This is a genomic window from Klebsiella sp. CN_Kp106, from assembly GCF_040064575.1.
Taxonomy (GTDB): Bacteria; Pseudomonadota; Gammaproteobacteria; order Enterobacterales; family Enterobacteriaceae; genus Klebsiella; species Klebsiella michiganensis.
Window position 1 is genome coordinate 95832 of the sequence record NZ_JBEAIG010000068.1, and the last position, 16047, is coordinate 111878.

Below are 16047 nucleotides of genomic sequence, written 5' to 3' on the forward strand. Positions count from 1 at the left end.
GAAATGCTGAATTCTCTCGAGATATACCAGGCGTTGAATGAATTGGGTTACCGTCTTGAGGCTGGAAAATTCGAACCAAGCTATGCTTCTGAGCATGCTCTCGGTAATGGAAAGTATCTGTATGTCAAACGCAGTCGAGACGGCGTGGTTAACAAGAGCCCATTGGTTCTTGCACCAGAAACCCTTGCCTTAAAAGCGGAAATTGATCGCATTGCGGGTATCCACTGCCTTTGGGAAAAAGTAAAAAGCACCAGCTACCGCCGTTATCCGAAAGATAACGGTACGTCCCAATATGGTTTCGCGGCTGATGTTGAGTCAGTTGAAGCGCTGCAGGTACTGGTGGCTTTACTGGGTGGTCAACCATCTATAACTACCCAACCCGGACTAAAAAGAGACAACGAAAATAAGGAACAATCGTTCATGTATCCCTTAAACCAGATTCTCTTCGGACCACCCGGCACGGGTAAAACCTACAGTACCACCGAAATGGCGGTCAAAATTGCTGATAATGCATGGTACCAACAGGCTACGCGCGAACATCATGGCAATGACTTACGGGAGTTGGTAAAAGAGCGCTATAAGGCGTTGGTAGAAAAGCAGCGCATTATGTTTACCACCTTCCACCAAAGCTTCTCCTATGAGGATTTTATCGAAGGGATTCGCGCGACTACTGATGAAAAATCGGGCGCGCTTCGCTACGAAGTTGTGGATGGTATTTTTAAACAGCTGTGCCTGAATGCCAGAGTTAAGGTTCAGGGGAGTGCAACACAATCTATCTCGCTCAAAGGTCGGCGGATCTGGAAGATGTCTTTGGGGAATACCATGGGTGGAGAAGAGGATGTGTATGAGGATTGCCTGGCAAACAATTATGTCCTGCTAGGTTGGGGAGAGGATATCGATTTTAGTAACTGCTCTACCTATGAGTCAGTTAAAGCTCGGATTGCATCAGAAAAACAGTCATTGGAAGGCACCAGTAACTATATGGCTGTTGCCGTGAATACCTTTAAAAATATTATTAAGAATGGCGATATAGTCGTCGTCTCTGATGGAAACCACAAGTTCCGTGCAATAGCTGAAATTACGGGTGAGTATAGCTATTTACCCAACGATGAGCGTGAATATTACCATCAGATGCGCTCTGTGAAATGGCTAAGAACATACACCCCAAGCCTTCCTAAAGAACAAATTTTCGCCAAATCGTTATCTCAGATGACCCTTTATGAGCTGCAGGATACGACGATTGATCGTGAAAAATTAACTCAGTTGTTGGCTCCAGTTGAGAATGTTGATAGTCAGGATCTCCCACATGTACTGATAATAGACGAAATCAATCGCGGTAATATAGCGCGTATATTTGGTGAGCTGATTACGCTTCTTGAGGCTGACAAACGTCAAGGGGCTGATGATGAGCGGTCGCTGATGCTCCCTTATTCGAAACAAACATTCTCAGTACCGCAAAATGTTTATGTCATTGGGACGATGAATACTGCGGATAAATCGCTCATTCAGATGGACCTGGCGTTAAGGCGCCGTTTTAGCTTTACAGAAATGCCTGCACGACCGGAGTTGTTAGCTGGGATCACTGCGTTTGGCGTTGATGCCGCGCAGTTGCTAACGCGTATTAATCAGCGTATCGAAGCGCTGCTGGATAGTGAGCATATGATTGGTCATGCTTACTTTATGCCACTAAAGAAATTAGAAAATAATGCCGACCGCGAAACCTGCCTTGCCAGTATCTTCCAGGACAAAATCATTCCATTGCTGAGAGAGTATTTCTTTGATGATTATGAGCGTATCGGTTGGGTGCTTAATGACTCGGTAAAAGTGAAAGAAAACCGTTTTATTCTGTTGCAGCAGTCAGCACAACTACCATCACTTTCTGCACTATTCCCGAAAGATATTGCGGATAGTTTGTCTGACAGGCGCTTCCGTATCAATGAACGTGCTTTCGCGTCGGCAGAAGCTTATCAGGGTATTGTCGCATGATGATCCAGGTCCGGGAGTATGCGCTGCTGACTTGTGATAACTCTCAACCAGCGAGTATGGATTTGGGGATTGTCTCTGAGGCAACCTTTTCCTGGCTTGAGCAATTGCAACAAAAGTGGAGTGGTACCTCTCAAATTCTCAGCCGGGAAGGGAAGCGGTTTTTGCGTTTGGGAAGCTATGTCGGTTATCTACAATCCCCGAATGGTGACTCAATCGAAATTCTGCCAAAAACCACACTTGAAGCTCCCGCTGAGATAGTAGCTCTTCGCCAGCTTTTACGTCGAATGCTAAGTGCCTCTATAGGAATTACACCTCGAGAGGCGAACCAGGCCGTATTGCAACGTAGTGACCAGCCGTTACATGAATGGATAATCAGTGAGTTTTTACGACATCTTGCTGATTTGGTGCGCAAAGGACTACGTTTCGATTATCACCTTATTGAGGACGAACATAGCGCGTTCATCCGGGGTCAATTGAATGTTACTGCACAAATGAGAATGCCTCCGGGCAGAGACGCTCATTTTCATGTGCGCTATGCGGAGTTCTCCCCTCAGCGCATCGAAAACCGTCTGTTACGGACGGCTTTGGATTTGGTGCTTAAAATAACCATACAAGGGCAGAGCTGGAGGCAAGCAAATTCCCTTCGTCACCAACTGGATGGCATAGAGCCGATTTGTGGCGGTACAACACAACCGATGGGACAATGGAGCGACGGTAAATATCTCCTCGGCTATCGCACCATCAAGCCATGGTGCCAACTTATTCTGGAAAAACTGAATCCGGATTTTCAGCATGGGTTACATCAGGGGATCTCGCTATTGTTCCCAATGGAAAAACTGTATGAATGCTGGGTTGGACGTGGTTTAACCTTATCTTTGCATCACGATTATCAGCTTATCGGGCAGGCAAAACATCATTATTTACTAGAACATTCACCTGCTGGTGAAAGTGTTTCCCAGCAATGGTTCATGCTTAAGCCTGATTTTCTCATCATAGGAAAACAGGCGATAGTACTGGATGCTAAATGGAAACTTTTAGACAGCCGGGGAGATAACAGTCAGAAAAAGTATGAAATCAGCCAGGCTGACCTATATCAGATGTTTGCCTATGGACAAAAATATCTTCAAGGAAAGGGGGATATGATGTTAATTTATCCGCATCACCGATCCTTTGAAACTCCGCTACCGGCCTTTCGCTTTGATGAAAATTTATCTCTATGGTGTGTGCCCTTCGATCTTGAATCCGGTGAGTTGGTACAAGGTGAGTGGCAAGGTTCAATCCACTGTTTTCCCCGTAACGAGGCGATAACGGCCCATGATGATCAACCTAGTAATCATGAATTTATTGAGTGCTAAAATGGTGCAGGAGCTATAATCATGATTTATAAAGATTTCTACCATTTAATGTTGGAGCACTTCGCCCAGCCTGTTGAGTTGTATACAGGCTCGAGAAAATTACCTTTTATTTTTTATGCTGAAGAGCAAAAACTGATTATCAAAAACGGGAAAGATAATATAAGTCGAATTAACTCAAGTGAAGTCGCGGCGTTCATTGAGCGGTTTGAAGAAAGTGAGAGTCTACAACCTAAGGACTACCAGGATGTGACTTTTAAAGCTTCCTATTTATTGGCGGCAATGCAATATATCTCTGAGAAAAATTCGACCTGCGCATCAATCGTCCGCTTCCATAGCGGGGAACAACAAGACAGCGAGAAAAAATATAAAAACTGGTTAGCGGAAAATACAGAAGGCTATGTCTTAAATTTACTCAAACAAAGTGAAGTAAGTGACAGATTAGCACTCTCTACTTCAACTTGTTTACATTCTGCTAGGTGTTTAGCTGTAAATAATGAGCGTAATTATCGTCAATCAAGTCCATTTACTGGCGGTGATTATTTTAAAATATGCTCAACGGATCTATATGATCTTGAAAAAGAAGCTATCAGAATCACAAAGCTGGGCAGTGTGAAAAAACATTCTTGTGTAAGTACAAGGGAGTAATATAAGCTGCATTAGCTCAGACCTGATCTGACAGTTACCGGTTATTTATACACGTGGCCCGTTTTAGGGATAATGCCTTTGACTTTGGCAATGCGCTGACAGGCTTCTGAGTTCGTTCACACAACATCAATTTCTTTATCAAAAAAGTTTCTAAGACGACCAAGGTCATTAAAGAGATCATAAAGTTCTGCAATCGTCCTGCGCATTCTGTCGCTAAAACCATTTTCAGCATCTTCAAGGATAAGCGGAACGGAACGACGAACTCTTGAGACTGCTGCGCCGATTGTTATTACCTGATTAAGCAGCAGACCCCGGGGTTGCCAGACTGCGAGTCTGATTCTAGAGAAGTTATAAAGTATTATTTACCAACAAGGTCAGTCTTTCTATCTTTTGTACCAGCTCACATGAATGTGAGCTGGTACAAACCAGACATATCAATCTGACTCATCGGGGATACCATGCATCATATTGCTGTCACCCAGATGTTGTTCCCAGACATCATCGCATTTTATCGTACTGATTTCTTTTCCCTGTTTTAAAACAGTTATTTCCCCATCAGTATTTTTTCCATCATCGATATAGGAAACAGAGTAAGTATACTCGTTTTCTGGTATGTTCAATGTATGTATCGACACACCCTCAGCCCTACTGTAATTCCAGGCCTGACTTAGCTGGATCACATTTTTTACCAAAGTGATTTCAGGAATCACCCCCCCTCCGTTAATATCCGACTTACCGAATAAATAAGTGACCTCATTATTATTCCTCAACACAGCTACTTCTTTAGTGGTTTTACCTTTTATGATACACCCGAACAGAACATCTGAATCTCCATAAGGTGATGCCATTACTGAACAGGAGGCGGTTATTACCCCCAGAGTGATTACATATTTCAGTTTCTTTAAAAATCTCATACAAACCTCCTCTAAAAATAAATAATAAATAAGAAGCACTTACCCCAAAGGTAAGTGCTTTGCCTCAAAAATGCCTATTCAATATATACAACAATCTTACCATCTGATTGTTCTGTCACGGTAATATCTTTAGTTGTCCCATCACTAATCTGAGCAAATCCATAGTGCCGTTTTCCTTCACTTTCAGTTAACGTTACGTTCTCACATTGCTGTGAGTACTGGCGTAGTTGCTTATGATAGATATCCGTTACCACCTCACATGCTGAGCGCTCCAGCATTGTTTTGCTACTGTTGAATGCAAAGTTCCCGATGCCATATACAACCCATATCCCAAGCCAGACCAGCAACAGCATTTTTCCCTGACCAACGGCTTTACAACGTTTAGCAATATAGACTGGCGAAAAAAGAATCCACCATTTTGAAAAGCTTGCCTTGCCATGTTTATCCAGTAGCTTCCAGTCCATATAAAACAAAATAATCAGGGCAATCATAACGAACAAATTAACCGTATAGTTGACAGCTAAACTAAACAAACAAGCTGTTAAAACGCCGACAACAAACAATCCCGTTGCAATCCAGATATATTTGTCATGTAGCGACGAATTATCTATATTTAATAATTTACAGATATTTTCAGCGCTTACCAAATCAGACTTTTTTCTATCGCCAACAATAAAAGAAATCAATTTATTATTATACAGCACCCTGGCTTCATCGTTTAACAAAATGGATTTCATCTCACGGATGAATTTTAAATCTGCATCATCACGTTCACTTACTTTTTGTATCGCATCGTTTAATTCATCAACGCTGGCATTCATATCCAGCTCAAGATATTCATAATAGTTTATCATGATAATTCCTTATCTTTACATAATAACTGAAATATTACAGAGAACGTTAAAATGGTATGTTTCAAGAGTATTGAACAGGAGGGGTGTATGGCGGTGAATATAAAATAATTATTAAAATACGTAATCCCCCCCTTATTGACATAACAAAAAAACAATCCCTATACAAACAATTAACATGAATAAAAAACCAATGCCAAGATAGGCTTTAAAAAGCCTCTTAACTCTGTCTGGTTTCATTTTGACCTCACGACTACAGCAAAAAGAATCGCACCAAATATGGGGTCTATAAGCATACTGATAACAAACCATATGAAGAACGAACGGCCACTGGCCTGAGCCAATTTACCAATAACTATCGATGCTCCGATCCACAAAAGTAAAAGAATAAATGCCATCGTTGGCTCCTTGAAAAATAACAATAAATCATTGAAGTGGTGGTTTAATGCCGTCACTTTGTCCGGTAAACATGTTGAATGGATGGGCAGACTTTTACCTGCCGCATTGAAACATCCTTGCTATAGGCTCATGGTGCATCTCCTTATTGTCACCCGATGAGAATCCAGGCCTGATTCTAATCAAATCCTTTCTAAGATAGGGAGGTTACGAGTGCAGGTAAAATTGTTATTACCGATCGAATTTCAATAATTGATCTGCATAATCTATCGATATAAACGATCAATTTAATATATTTGATAGTTTATAACTATCATTATAATGATATCGATCGTTTTTGTAGATCGGTTTATGCGGGGGATGTGGTGTATTAAAATTGATGAGGCAAGTAGTGGATGTTTTTTTATTCATTAAAATCATAAAGATATGACATTTAGCATAGCCTTCTAGTCAAAGGTATGACCACAATCGTCGCACTCGTATCTGTCAAACAGGAGTCCATCAAGGGCTGAGCCGGTAACCGCTCCCGCAGTTGCACCAGCCACAAATCTCCCTAGCACAGCACCAATAACAGCTCCTGCCGCTGTCCCTACTACCGGCACGACAGAGCCAATTGTAGCCCCCGTACCTGCGCCGCTAAGTGCTCCTGCCACACCTCCAGCGATACTTCCTGCCTTCCTCCCAATGTTACGTTCGCTGACGCGCTCAGAACCACATATAGGACATGTTGTAGTCATTGATAAAATCTCCTGATTTTCGGTTGTTAAAAAACAAAAAGGCACCCGAACGTTAATGGACAGATGCCTTTACTATTTGATTACAGCTTTACTTACGAAGCTTTCAGTGAGTCTAGATAATCCGCATACCACTGCATCATCTCTCTCCTGCCATCCAGATACTGCGCATGGTTGTAAGTGCCGCGAATGCTGTTCTTATCTACATGGGCAAGCTGTAGCTCAATCCATGCTGAATTAAAGCCCTGCTCATGCAAAATGGTACTCATCGTGTGGCGGAAACCATGCCCGGTAGCCCTGCCACCGTAACCGACACGACGAATTAGCACGTTAAGAGACATATCGCTGATTGGCTTAACCTTCTCAAGCCTACCGGGAAAAACGTATTGATAACCACTCGTCATCGTTTTCAGTTCTTCCAGAATAGCCAGCGCCTGTCGGGATAGCGGAACGAGGTGTGGTCGTCGCATTTTCATTCGCTCTTCAGGAATGCTCCAGAGGTTATTTTCAAAGTCGAACTCTGACCATTCCGCTTTACGTAGCTCACCGGGACGAGTCCCCGTCAGTATCAGAAGCCTCATAGCCAGCTTAACGAGTATATTTCCCGTGTACGCCTGCAACACGGTAAAGAAGTCTGATAACTCCGAAACTTCCAGGTGCGCATAATGTTCTTTCTTATGGGGCATCATCACGCTGGCAAGATCTGGCGCAGGGTTAAATAGAGCACGCCCTGTTGCGATTGCATATTTCCATACCTCACCACACCGCTGACGTACTTTGCGCATTTTCTCCGTTGCACCTCGTTTCTCAAGGCGGGTCAAAACTGCCATCAGCTCCATAGGCGTAATCGAATCTATTGGACGATGACCGATATGAGGAAAGACATCCTTCTCAAAAGTAGCGATCATTTCAGTGCGGTACGACTCGGCCCAAAGATCGTAACGCCGCTGATACCACTCACGGGCAATCGCCTCAAAGGTATTCCCCAGCCTGTCCTGCTGAGCCAGTTTCTTCTCTTTACGCGAATCACTGGGATTGATACCCGTAGCCAGCAGATCCTGAGCCTCATCTCGCCGTCTACGCGCTTCGGATAAGGAAACCTTCGGGTATGTCCCTAAAGAAAGCATTTTAGCTTTACCTTCGAAGCGGTAACGGAATCGCCATCCCTTTGAACCGTTGGGCTCAATTTGTAGAGACAGACCGTTGCCATCGGCTTTGGTATACGTTTTTTCCGCAGGCTTCGCGCGGCGGATCTCAAGGTCAGTAAGAGGCATATGTATAGTTTTCTCCTCTGAAATTTCGCTATGTGTATAGTTCCAGAGTGTATAGGAGAGCCTATACACATTTCTATGCAACACAGGCTATTGATTTGGGGTAAGCCAAGTAGAGTTCAGTTGACAAGAAAATGCCAAAAAAACCAGTTAAATCATGATGTAGTTGAATTTAGTGGAGTTCTGGAGAGTTGAAAATGGAGCGGGCGAAGGGAATCGAACCCTCGTATAGAGCTTGGGAAGCTCTCGTTCTACCATTGAACTACGCCCGCGAGGAGGTGCGAGGGTCATTATAGACCTTACGCACCCGCTGACAAGCCCAAACCAGGCTAAATGCCGATAAAATAACCTTTTAGCACTTAGGCTTACTGCCCTGCGGCGGCAAATAGCGCAGCGGGTCGATCGCCGTCGCCCGGTAGCGAATCTGGAAATGCAGGCGCACGGAATCCGCGTCCGAGCTGCCCATGGTGGCAATCTGCTGGCCAATCTTCACGCTCTGGCCGTTATTCACCATTAGCTTGTCGTTGTGCGCGTAGGCGCTGATATAGTCCTCATTATGCTTAATCATAATCAGGTTGCCGTAGCCGCGCAGCTGGTTGCCCACGTACACCACTTTGCCCGCCCCTGCCGCATACACCGGCTGGCCGCGCTTACCGGCGATATCGATACCTTTATTGCCGCCATCGCTGGTGGAGTATGGCAGCACTACTTTACCGCTGGTTGGCCAGCGCCAGCAGCGTTGCCCGACCGGCGGCCAGGAGGATTGCGGCACCGCCGAAGATGGCGTCACGGCGGCGGTACGTTTCGCTGACGATTTCTTGCCGGATGCCCCCGCCTTCGCCGTGGTCCCGGAACCGCTGTTTAGCTTCAGCTTTTGCCCGACTTCGATGGTATAGGGAGGTGAAATATTATTGAGACGGGCGAGATCCCTGACGCTGGTGCCAGTGGAACGTGAGATAGCGTACAGCGTGTCGCCGCGCTTCACGGTGTAGGTAGAACCGGAATCGGATGAGCTGGAACACCCCGCGACGATCAGGCTGCTCAGCAACATTATTGCAATAACAAAGCGTTTTCTCATCAGGCATCCTGCGCTTAACACGAACATTCACCTCAAAACCAGGGCGATTATCATACCAGTCCCTAAGGCATTCCCCAATCGCTACCCTTCATACAGAAGTATTAAACGGATAGCCATGCGTAATAATATCCATCAACGCGGGCAGATAAGGCATAGACGGCAATTTGACCAGCGCCGGGTAGAATATTTGCGGCGAGGGGAAAACATCGACTACGTAACACTGGCTAAGTTTATCGGCTTCCACTTCAGAAGAAGGTAGCAGCGTCGCCGCCTGAAGTCCTGACTCCAGCCAGTCGAGGATCACGCCCGGCTGCGTAATATGCATAATCACCTTCGCGTTGATTCCGGACTTACGAAATAGCTCCATAAGCATCTCATAAGTCCCTGAATCCTTTGCTCTATGGAGCAGCACCAGCGGCAGTGCCGCCAGCGACGTGTAGCTATAAGGATTAGACGGCGGCCCCGGCAGGCACGTTTTATTGATCACCGCAACCAGCTTAATCGGGTCAAAAGAGACATAATCAAAGCCTTCGCTGCGATAGGGGCGCTGGATTAAGGCGAAATCAATTACGCCCTCAGTTAATAACGTCTCGAGATGGCTGGAGTCGGTAACGGAAATATTTATGGAAGTATCCGGATGACGTCGATATACCTCCATCAGCAACGCTTTAAAATAATTCTGATAGAGGTGAGTTAAGCCGATTCGCAATTCAGTTCTGTTTTTATGCGCAATATCCGCCGTTTCCCGCGCCGTATCTTCTACCTGGCGTAATATTTCACAAGCTTTCCGATAGAGGAAAAAACCGGCTTCCGTAGGCTCAATGCGGTTTCCCCGGCGAACAAACAGCGATACCTGAAGCTCCTCTTCCAGCTCCTGAATCCGCTTGCTGAGCGGCGGCTGAGCCATGTTCAGCGACTTCGCCGCCTGGCTAACCGAACCTTTTTCCACCACCCGACAAAAATAGCGTAAGCGCTTTAAATCCATCACCATCATCCGTAGTTTAATTTATCACCAGTATCACACTTAGCCGGAGAAATAAAAAGCCGCAGCGCTGCGCCTCATATTAATTAATCATTATTTAACACCTTGTTAAAATAAACTTTTTTGATCTACTGACCATCCGGTAAACGGTATTTGTTTATGCGCACCAGGGAAAATATTGTGCAGGGAGCAAAACTTTTTTTCCGAAGGAAACATCCCATGGCAAATAGTGATAACAAAACCCCCTCATCGGTACATGATTTACGCTCCGCGCTGGAACTGCTGAAAACGCTTCCCGGCGAGTATGTTGAAACCGATACCGAAGTCGACCCGCATGCTGAACTCTCCGGCGTCTATCGTTACGTAGGCGCCGGCGGGACCTGCCAGCGTCCGACCCGCAAAAATGGCCCGGTCATGGTCTTCAACAAAATCAAAGGCTTTAAAGATATCAGCGTGGCGATTGGCCTGAATGGCTCACGCCAGCGCGTCAGCCATTTCCTCCAGTGTGAATCGGCAAAACTGGGGCATCTGCTGAAGGATTCGGTGGAGAATGCGATAGCGCCGGTGATGGCTCAGGACGCAGCGGTCTGCCAGCAAGTGGTCCACCTGGCGAGCGATGCCGATTTCGATCTGCGCAAGCTGCTGCCGGCGCCGACGAATACCGAAGAGGACGCGGGCCCCTATATCACTATGGGTCTGTGCTACGCCTCCGATCCAGAAACTCATGAGTCCGATATCACCATTCATCGCCTGTGCGTCCAGAGCCGCGACGAGCTCTCCATGTGGCTAACGCCCGGCCGCCATATTGATGCTTTTCGCATGAAGGCGGAAGCGGCAGGCCAGCCGTTGCCGATTTCAATCAGCATCGGCGTCGATCCGGCCATTGAAATTGCCGCCTGTTTTGAGCCGCCGACCACCCCGCTGGGCTTCAATGAGTTAAGCATCGCCGGCGCGCTGCGCGGCAAAGCGGTGGAGATGACGCAGTGTAAAACTATTAACGAGAAAGCGATCGCCCACGCTGAGATCGTGATTGAAGGCGAACTGCTGCCCAACGCGCGCGTACGAGAAGATCAGAACACCCATACCGGCCGCGCGATGCCCGAATTTCCGGGCTACACCGGCGAAGCTAAAGAGGCGATCCCGGTCATCAAAGTGAAAGCCGTCACTCACCGTATCAATCCCATCTGGCGCACCACCGTAGGACCAGGTGAAGAACACGTCAATATGGCCGGTATCCCGACCGAAGCCAGCATTCTGGATATGGTCGAACGCGCGATGCCCGGCAAGCTGCTGAACGTCTTCGCCCATTCCGCGGGAGGCGGCAAACTGCTGGCGGTGCTGCAGTTTAAAAAATCCTCCCCGGCGGACGAAGGGCGTCAGCGTCAGGCAGCCCTGCTGGCGTTCTCTGCCTTCCCGGAACTGAAGCACGTGATTCTGGTCGATGAAGACGTCGATATTTTCGATAGCGATGACGTACTTTGGGCCATGCAAACCCGCTACCAGGGCGATGTCGATACGATCGTTATTCCCGGCGTACGCTGCCATCCGCTCGATCCGTCGCAGGTACCGGAATACAGCCCGAGCATCCTGCAGCAGGGAATGTCCTGCAAAACGATATTCGACTGCACGGTGCCGTTCCATCTGAAGCACACCTTCCAGCGTTCCAGATTTAAAGAAGTGGATGTGAAGCGCTTCCTGCCGGATTTCGAATAAAGGGAGAACACCATGACGACACGCATCATCATTGGTATCAGCGGCGCATCCGGGTTTCAGTACGGCGTTAAGGCGCTGGAGCTGCTGCGCCCGCATCCCGTTGAGGTCCATCTGGTCGTCTCTAAAGGCGCGGAAAAAACCTGCGAGCTGGAGACGGATTACCGCCTGGACGACGTGATGGCGCTGGCCGACGTGGTGTATCCCATCGCGAATCTTGGGGCGGCTATCTCCAGTGGTTCGTTTAAAACGCTGGGAATGTTGATCGCGCCGTGTTCAATGCGTTCTTTAGGCGCCATCGCCCACTGCCTGACCGACAACCTGCTCACCCGCGCTGCGGACGTGGTGCTGAAAGAGCGTCGCCGCCTGGTGCTGCTGGCCCGGGAAACACCGCTGAACCTTGGCCACATCCGCAATATGGCCGCCGTAACCGAAATGGGCGGAATTATCTTTCCGCCGGTCCCGGCGCTTTACCAGCGTCCGCAAACGGCGGACGACATCGTTACCCATAGCGTTAATCGCGCGCTCGATCTGTTTGACCTGCAGGTCAACAACATCCCCCGCTGGGGTGAAGGCGAGCTACGTATTAATTAACCGGAAATGACTCAATGTTAATTGGCCCATATGTAAACGGAGCCGCCGTGATTATCGGCGGACTCATCGGCGCTGCGGCGGGCGGCAAGCTCCCCGAGCGCGTAAAAACGGCGCTGCCGATGACCTTCGGCCTGTGCTCCGTTGGTCTTGGCATCACGCTGGTGCTCAAAGTGAAATATATGCCCGCCGTCGTGCTGGCCATGGTGATTGGCGCCATCCTCGGCGAACTGCTGCATCTGGAAAAAGGCATCGGTAAAGCCGCAGGCTCCACGCGCGGCTTGATCAACAAGGTGCTGCCGCCGGTCAATGGCCTCGGCCACGAAGAGTTTACCGAGAAATTCGTCGCTATCCTGGTTCTGTTTTGCGCCAGCGGCACCGGCATTTTCGGCGCGATGACCGAAGGCATGAGCGGCGATCCGTCGATTCTGTATATCAAAACGATTCTCGATCTGTTTACCGCCGGGATCTTTGCGACGCTGCTGGGCTACGCGGTAATGACCATTGCTGTCCCGCAGGTCATTATTCAGGTGGCGCTGGCGATGCTGGCGGTGGTTATTCTGCCGTCGATCTCGCCTGACATGATGGCGGATTTCTCCTGCGCCGGCGGACTGCTGATGGTGGCGACAGGGTTGCGCATCTGTAACATTAAGCTCTTTCCGGTAGCCAACATGCTGCCAGGGCTTGTTTTGGTAATGCCTTTGTCCCATTTATGGGCTACCCTAGTGGCCTGAGTACATGACCCGGCGGGTTTGTGCCGGGTCATTTTTTATTTCAGGAGTTGTCATGGCCGGGGAACATGTCATTTTGCTGGACGAGCAAGATAAGCCTACAGGTATGCTGGAGAAGTATGCCGCCCACACCCTCGATACCCCTTTGCATCTCGCGTTTTCCTGCTGGCTGTTCAATGAACAAGGTCAGCTGCTGGTCACGCGCCGTTCGCTGGGCAAAAAAGCCTGGCCAGGCGTATGGACGAACTCAGTCTGCGGGCATCCGCAAACCGGCGAAACCTTCGAACAGGCCGTTGAGCGCCGCTGCCGCTTTGAGCTCGGCGTTGAGATTACCCGCATCGCCCCGGTCTTCCCGGGGTTCCGCTATCGGGCCGTTGCGCCGAATGGCATTGTCGAAAACGAGGTCTGCCCGGTCTATGCGGCACGAGTCGCCAGCGCGTTACGGATAAATCCTGACGAAGTGATGGATTTTCAGTGGAGCAATCTTGCGGATGTGTTAAGCGGGATTCGCGCGACGCCCTGGGCTTTTAGCCCGTGGATGGTGCTGCAGGCGGCGGACGATAATGCGCGTAACGCATTAATCAGCTTTAGCAACCAGGCGTAAAAAACCACCTGCATAGCAGGTGGCATTGATTTCGCCCCATAGGGGCGCACTAAGTCCAGACTCAGAGAGCCTTCCCTTCACACTTCTTTCAGTGGAAGCTGGCTCTCTTCAACTTCATGTTTTTCCTGATACTTCACGTACTTTCTTATCATTTCTTCGTTTATACCTACGGTGTCGACACAATAACCTCTTGCCCAAAAATGATTCCCCCACAGCTTGTTCTTACGCAAGTAGGGAAATTTACTGAACAATCGAAGGGCTGTTTTACCCTTTAAGTGGCCTATTACATGGGAAATCGAAAGCCGTGGAGGCACTTTTACCAGCAAATGGACATGGTCTATCTGGACATTCAGCTCCACTACTTCTATCCCAAGCTGCTCACTTGAGATCCTTATCTGCTTATAGACCTCTTTACCAACATTGTTCCTAAGGATGCGAAATCGGTACTTGGGTGTCCATACGATATGATATTGACAACACCAGTGCACATGAGATGCTTTCTGGAATCTACTCATGGTTAAATCCTTATCAGTTATGGGGATAACAGATTCGGATTTTCCCATGAGTAGCATTACTGGCAGAGCCAACTTATTGCTGACCACCTCCATAGGAGGTGGTGTTCATGCAGGGATAAAAAAACCCAGCTCTGCTGGGTTTGTTAATTCGCGTAATGCTTATTTTACCGGACGCATCGCCGGGAACAGGATCACGTCGCGGATGGTGTGGCTGTTGGTAAACAGCATCACCATACGGTCGATACCGATACCGAGGCCCGCGGTCGGCGGCAGACCGTGCTCCAGCGCGGTAACGTAGTCTTCGTCATAGAACATCGCTTCGTCGTCACCGGCGGCTTTCGCGTTAACCTGATCGAGGAAACGCTGCGCCTGGTCTTCCGCATCGTTCAGCTCGCTAAAGCCGTTACCGATTTCACGCCCGCCGATGAAGAATTCAAAGCGGTCGGTGATTTCCGGGTTCTCGTCGTTACGACGCGCCAGCGGAGAAACTTCTGCCGGATATTCGGTAATGAAGGTCGGCTGAATCAGGTGCGCTTCCGCCACTTCTTCGAAGATCTCGGTCACGATGCGGCCCAGACCCCAGCTCTTCTCAACGTGGATACCGATGCTTTCCGCAATGGCTTTTGCAGAATCGAAGTTATCCAGATCGGCCATCTCGGTTTCCGGACGATACTTCTTGATCGCTTCGCGCATGGTCAGCTTTTCAAACGGCTTGCCGAAATCAAAAGTCTGATCGCCGTAAGGCACTTCAGTATGGCCCAGAACGTCCTGCGCCAGGGTGCGGAACAGGGATTCGGTCAGCTCAATCAGATCTTTGTAATCCGCATACGCCATATAGAGTTCCATCATGGTGAACTCTGGGTTATGGCGAACGGAGATACCTTCGTTACGGAAGTTACGGTTGATTTCGAACACGCGCTCAAAGCCGCCAACCACCAGACGCTTCAGGTACAGTTCCGGCGCGATACGCAGGTACATGTCCAGATCCAGCGCGTTGTGATGGGTGATGAACGGACGCGCGGAAGCACCGCCGGGGATCACCTGCATCATCGGGGTTTCAACTTCCATAAAGCCGCGGCCGACCATGAACTGGCGGATGCCCGCCAGGATCTGCGAACGCACTTTAAAGGTATTGCGCGATTCATCGTTGGAGATCAGATCCAGGTAGCGCTGACGATAGCGCGCTTCCTGATCCTGCAGACCGTGGAATTTGTCCGGCAGCGGGCGCAGGGCTTTGGTCAGCAGACGCAGCTCGGTGCAGTGAATAGAGAGCTCGCCGGTCTTGGTTTTGAACAGCTTACCGCGCGCCGCGATGATATCGCCGAGGTCCCACTTTTTGAACTGCTCGTTATAGACGCCTTCCGCCAGATCGTCGCGGGCGACGTACAGCTGAATGCGGCCGCCAACGTCCTGCAGCGTAACGAAGGAGGCTTTACCCATGATACGACGGGTCATCATGCGACCAGCGACGGCGACTTCAACGTTCAGCGCTTCCAGCTCTTCGTTTTCTTTGCCATCGAAGTCAGCGTGCAGTTGGTCTGAGGTGTGGTCACGACGGAAATCATTCGGGAACGGGATACCCTGCTCACGCAGCGCGGCCAGCTTCTCACGACGGGCTTTCAGTTCATTATTAAGGTCAATTGCCGCGTCAGCGCCCTGTGCTTGTTGTTCAGACATGTTGGTT

The 16047-nt window shown here is 48.7% G+C and carries 15 protein-coding genes, 1 tRNA gene and 1 pseudogene; 7 read left to right on the top strand and 10 right to left on the bottom strand.

Annotation, left to right across the window (positions count from 1 at the left end; translation table 11 throughout):
- Positions 1 to 3: 3 nt before the first annotated feature.
- The 3 genes from ABLU96_RS22545 to ABLU96_RS22555 are packed head-to-tail and all read left to right on the top strand — an operon-like array spanning position 4 to position 3986.
- On the top strand, positions 4 to 1986 hold the full coding sequence (locus ABLU96_RS22545) for an AAA family ATPase (protein WP_048268187.1): 1983 nt from the start codon (positions 4 to 6) through the stop codon (positions 1984 to 1986).
- Positions 1983 to 3341 (top strand): McrC family protein, encoded by a 1359-nt coding sequence (locus ABLU96_RS22550; protein ID WP_048268189.1) that lies wholly within the window; start codon positions 1983 to 1985, stop codon positions 3339 to 3341. The genes ABLU96_RS22545 and ABLU96_RS22550 overlap by 4 nt, the downstream gene beginning before the upstream one ends.
- Before the next feature lie 21 nt (positions 3342 to 3362).
- Entirely contained in the window at positions 3363 to 3986 is a 624-nt protein-coding gene (locus tag ABLU96_RS22555; protein ID WP_048268190.1) for a hypothetical protein, read from the top strand.
- Between the two features lie 119 nt (positions 3987 to 4105).
- Here the strand turns inward: ABLU96_RS22555 and ABLU96_RS22560 are convergent.
- From ABLU96_RS22560 to ABLU96_RS22595, 8 genes and pseudogenes are all read right to left on the bottom strand, one after another.
- Positions 4106 to 4300 (bottom strand): annotated as a pseudogene (locus ABLU96_RS22560) (IS110 family transposase); the annotation flags it as partial.
- A 120-nt stretch (positions 4301 to 4420) separates the two neighbouring features.
- Positions 4421 to 4900: a hypothetical protein gene (locus ABLU96_RS22565; protein WP_048268191.1), complete on the bottom strand. Its 480-nt coding sequence runs from the start codon at positions 4898 to 4900 to the stop codon at positions 4421 to 4423.
- 74 nt (positions 4901 to 4974) lie between these two features.
- Positions 4975 to 5754 carry a hypothetical protein gene (locus tag ABLU96_RS22570; RefSeq protein WP_064362533.1) on the bottom strand — a complete coding sequence of 260 codons (780 nt, stop codon included), beginning with the start codon at positions 5752 to 5754 and terminating at the stop codon, positions 4975 to 4977.
- 233 nt (positions 5755 to 5987) lie between these two features.
- Entirely contained in the window at positions 5988 to 6149 is a 162-nt protein-coding gene (locus tag ABLU96_RS22575; protein WP_040216727.1) for a hypothetical protein, read from the bottom strand.
- Positions 6150 to 6976: 827 nt separating this feature from the next.
- Positions 6977 to 8155: an integrase arm-type DNA-binding domain-containing protein gene (locus tag ABLU96_RS22580; protein ID WP_047683744.1), complete on the bottom strand. Its 1179-nt coding sequence runs from the start codon at positions 8153 to 8155 to the stop codon at positions 6977 to 6979.
- Positions 8156 to 8350: 195 nt separating this feature from the next.
- Positions 8351 to 8424: transfer RNA gene (locus ABLU96_RS22585), tRNA-Gly, on the bottom strand.
- 80 nt (positions 8425 to 8504) lie between these two features.
- A complete protein-coding gene (actS, locus tag ABLU96_RS22590) occupies positions 8505 to 9230 on the bottom strand; it encodes an amidase activator ActS (protein WP_004124922.1) in 726 nt (241 codons plus the stop codon).
- Between the two features lie 88 nt (positions 9231 to 9318).
- A complete protein-coding gene (locus tag ABLU96_RS22595; RefSeq protein ID WP_064404214.1) occupies positions 9319 to 10215 on the bottom strand; it encodes a LysR family transcriptional regulator in 897 nt (298 codons plus the stop codon).
- Between the two features lie 216 nt (positions 10216 to 10431).
- Here ABLU96_RS22595 and ABLU96_RS22600 point away from each other — a divergent pair, with 216 nt between their 5' ends.
- Genes ABLU96_RS22600 through idi form a run of 4 tightly spaced genes read left to right on the top strand, consistent with a single transcriptional unit; the run spans position 10432 to position 13848 of the window.
- Positions 10432 to 11925: a UbiD family decarboxylase gene (locus ABLU96_RS22600; RefSeq protein WP_064404217.1), complete on the top strand. Its 1494-nt coding sequence runs from the start codon at positions 10432 to 10434 to the stop codon at positions 11923 to 11925.
- A 12-nt stretch (positions 11926 to 11937) separates the two neighbouring features.
- Positions 11938 to 12516, top strand: a complete 579-nt coding sequence (locus ABLU96_RS22605; protein ID WP_064404219.1) for a UbiX family flavin prenyltransferase — start codon at positions 11938 to 11940, stop codon at positions 12514 to 12516.
- A 14-nt stretch (positions 12517 to 12530) separates the two neighbouring features.
- Positions 12531 to 13247, top strand: coding sequence for a DUF554 domain-containing protein (locus tag ABLU96_RS22610; protein ID WP_038423599.1), 717 nt, complete (start codon positions 12531 to 12533; stop codon positions 13245 to 13247).
- A 52-nt stretch (positions 13248 to 13299) separates the two neighbouring features.
- Positions 13300 to 13848, top strand: a complete 549-nt coding sequence (gene idi, locus ABLU96_RS22615) for an isopentenyl-diphosphate Delta-isomerase (protein ID WP_025105973.1) — start codon at positions 13300 to 13302, stop codon at positions 13846 to 13848.
- A gap of 77 nt (positions 13849 to 13925) precedes the next feature.
- On the opposite strand, the gene tnpA is transcribed toward idi, so the two are convergent.
- Together tnpA and lysS are read right to left on the bottom strand one after the other, a co-directional pair.
- On the bottom strand, positions 13926 to 14363 hold the full coding sequence (tnpA, locus tag ABLU96_RS22620; protein ID WP_064404340.1) for an IS200/IS605 family transposase: 438 nt from the start codon (positions 14361 to 14363) through the stop codon (positions 13926 to 13928).
- A gap of 159 nt (positions 14364 to 14522) precedes the next feature.
- Positions 14523 to 16040, bottom strand: coding sequence for a lysine--tRNA ligase (gene lysS, locus ABLU96_RS22625; protein ID WP_004134430.1), 1518 nt, complete (start codon positions 16038 to 16040; stop codon positions 14523 to 14525).
- Positions 16041 to 16047: the final 7 nt, after the last annotated feature.

Excerpts from the sequence above, each read along its gene's own strand:
- ABLU96_RS22545 (WP_048268187.1), top strand. The coding sequence starts at position 4 with ATGCTGAATTCTCTCGAGATATACCAGGCGTTGAATGAATTGGGTTAC.
- ABLU96_RS22550 (WP_048268189.1), top strand. The coding sequence starts at position 1,983 with ATGATGATCCAGGTCCGGGAGTATGCGCTGCTGACTTGTGATAACTCT.
- ABLU96_RS22555 (WP_048268190.1), top strand. The coding sequence starts at position 3,363 with ATGATTTATAAAGATTTCTACCATTTAATGTTGGAGCACTTCGCCCAG.
- ABLU96_RS22565 (WP_048268191.1), bottom strand. The coding sequence starts at position 4,900 with ATGAGATTTTTAAAGAAACTGAAATATGTAATCACTCTGGGGGTAATA.
- ABLU96_RS22570 (WP_064362533.1), bottom strand. The coding sequence starts at position 5,754 with ATGATAAACTATTATGAATATCTTGAGCTGGATATGAATGCCAGCGTT.
- ABLU96_RS22575 (WP_040216727.1), bottom strand. The coding sequence starts at position 6,149 with ATGGCATTTATTCTTTTACTTTTGTGGATCGGAGCATCGATAGTTATT.
- ABLU96_RS22580 (WP_047683744.1), bottom strand. The coding sequence starts at position 8,155 with ATGCCTCTTACTGACCTTGAGATCCGCCGCGCGAAGCCTGCGGAAAAA.
- actS (WP_004124922.1), bottom strand. The coding sequence starts at position 9,230 with ATGAGAAAACGCTTTGTTATTGCAATAATGTTGCTGAGCAGCCTGATC.
- ABLU96_RS22595 (WP_064404214.1), bottom strand. The coding sequence starts at position 10,215 with ATGGATTTAAAGCGCTTACGCTATTTTTGTCGGGTGGTGGAAAAAGGT.
- ABLU96_RS22600 (WP_064404217.1), top strand. The coding sequence starts at position 10,432 with ATGGCAAATAGTGATAACAAAACCCCCTCATCGGTACATGATTTACGC.
- ABLU96_RS22605 (WP_064404219.1), top strand. The coding sequence starts at position 11,938 with ATGACGACACGCATCATCATTGGTATCAGCGGCGCATCCGGGTTTCAG.
- ABLU96_RS22610 (WP_038423599.1), top strand. The coding sequence starts at position 12,531 with ATGTTAATTGGCCCATATGTAAACGGAGCCGCCGTGATTATCGGCGGA.
- idi (WP_025105973.1), top strand. The coding sequence starts at position 13,300 with ATGGCCGGGGAACATGTCATTTTGCTGGACGAGCAAGATAAGCCTACA.
- tnpA (WP_064404340.1), bottom strand. The coding sequence starts at position 14,363 with ATGAGTAGATTCCAGAAAGCATCTCATGTGCACTGGTGTTGTCAATAT.
- lysS (WP_004134430.1), bottom strand. The coding sequence starts at position 16,040 with ATGTCTGAACAACAAGCACAGGGCGCTGACGCGGCAATTGACCTTAAT.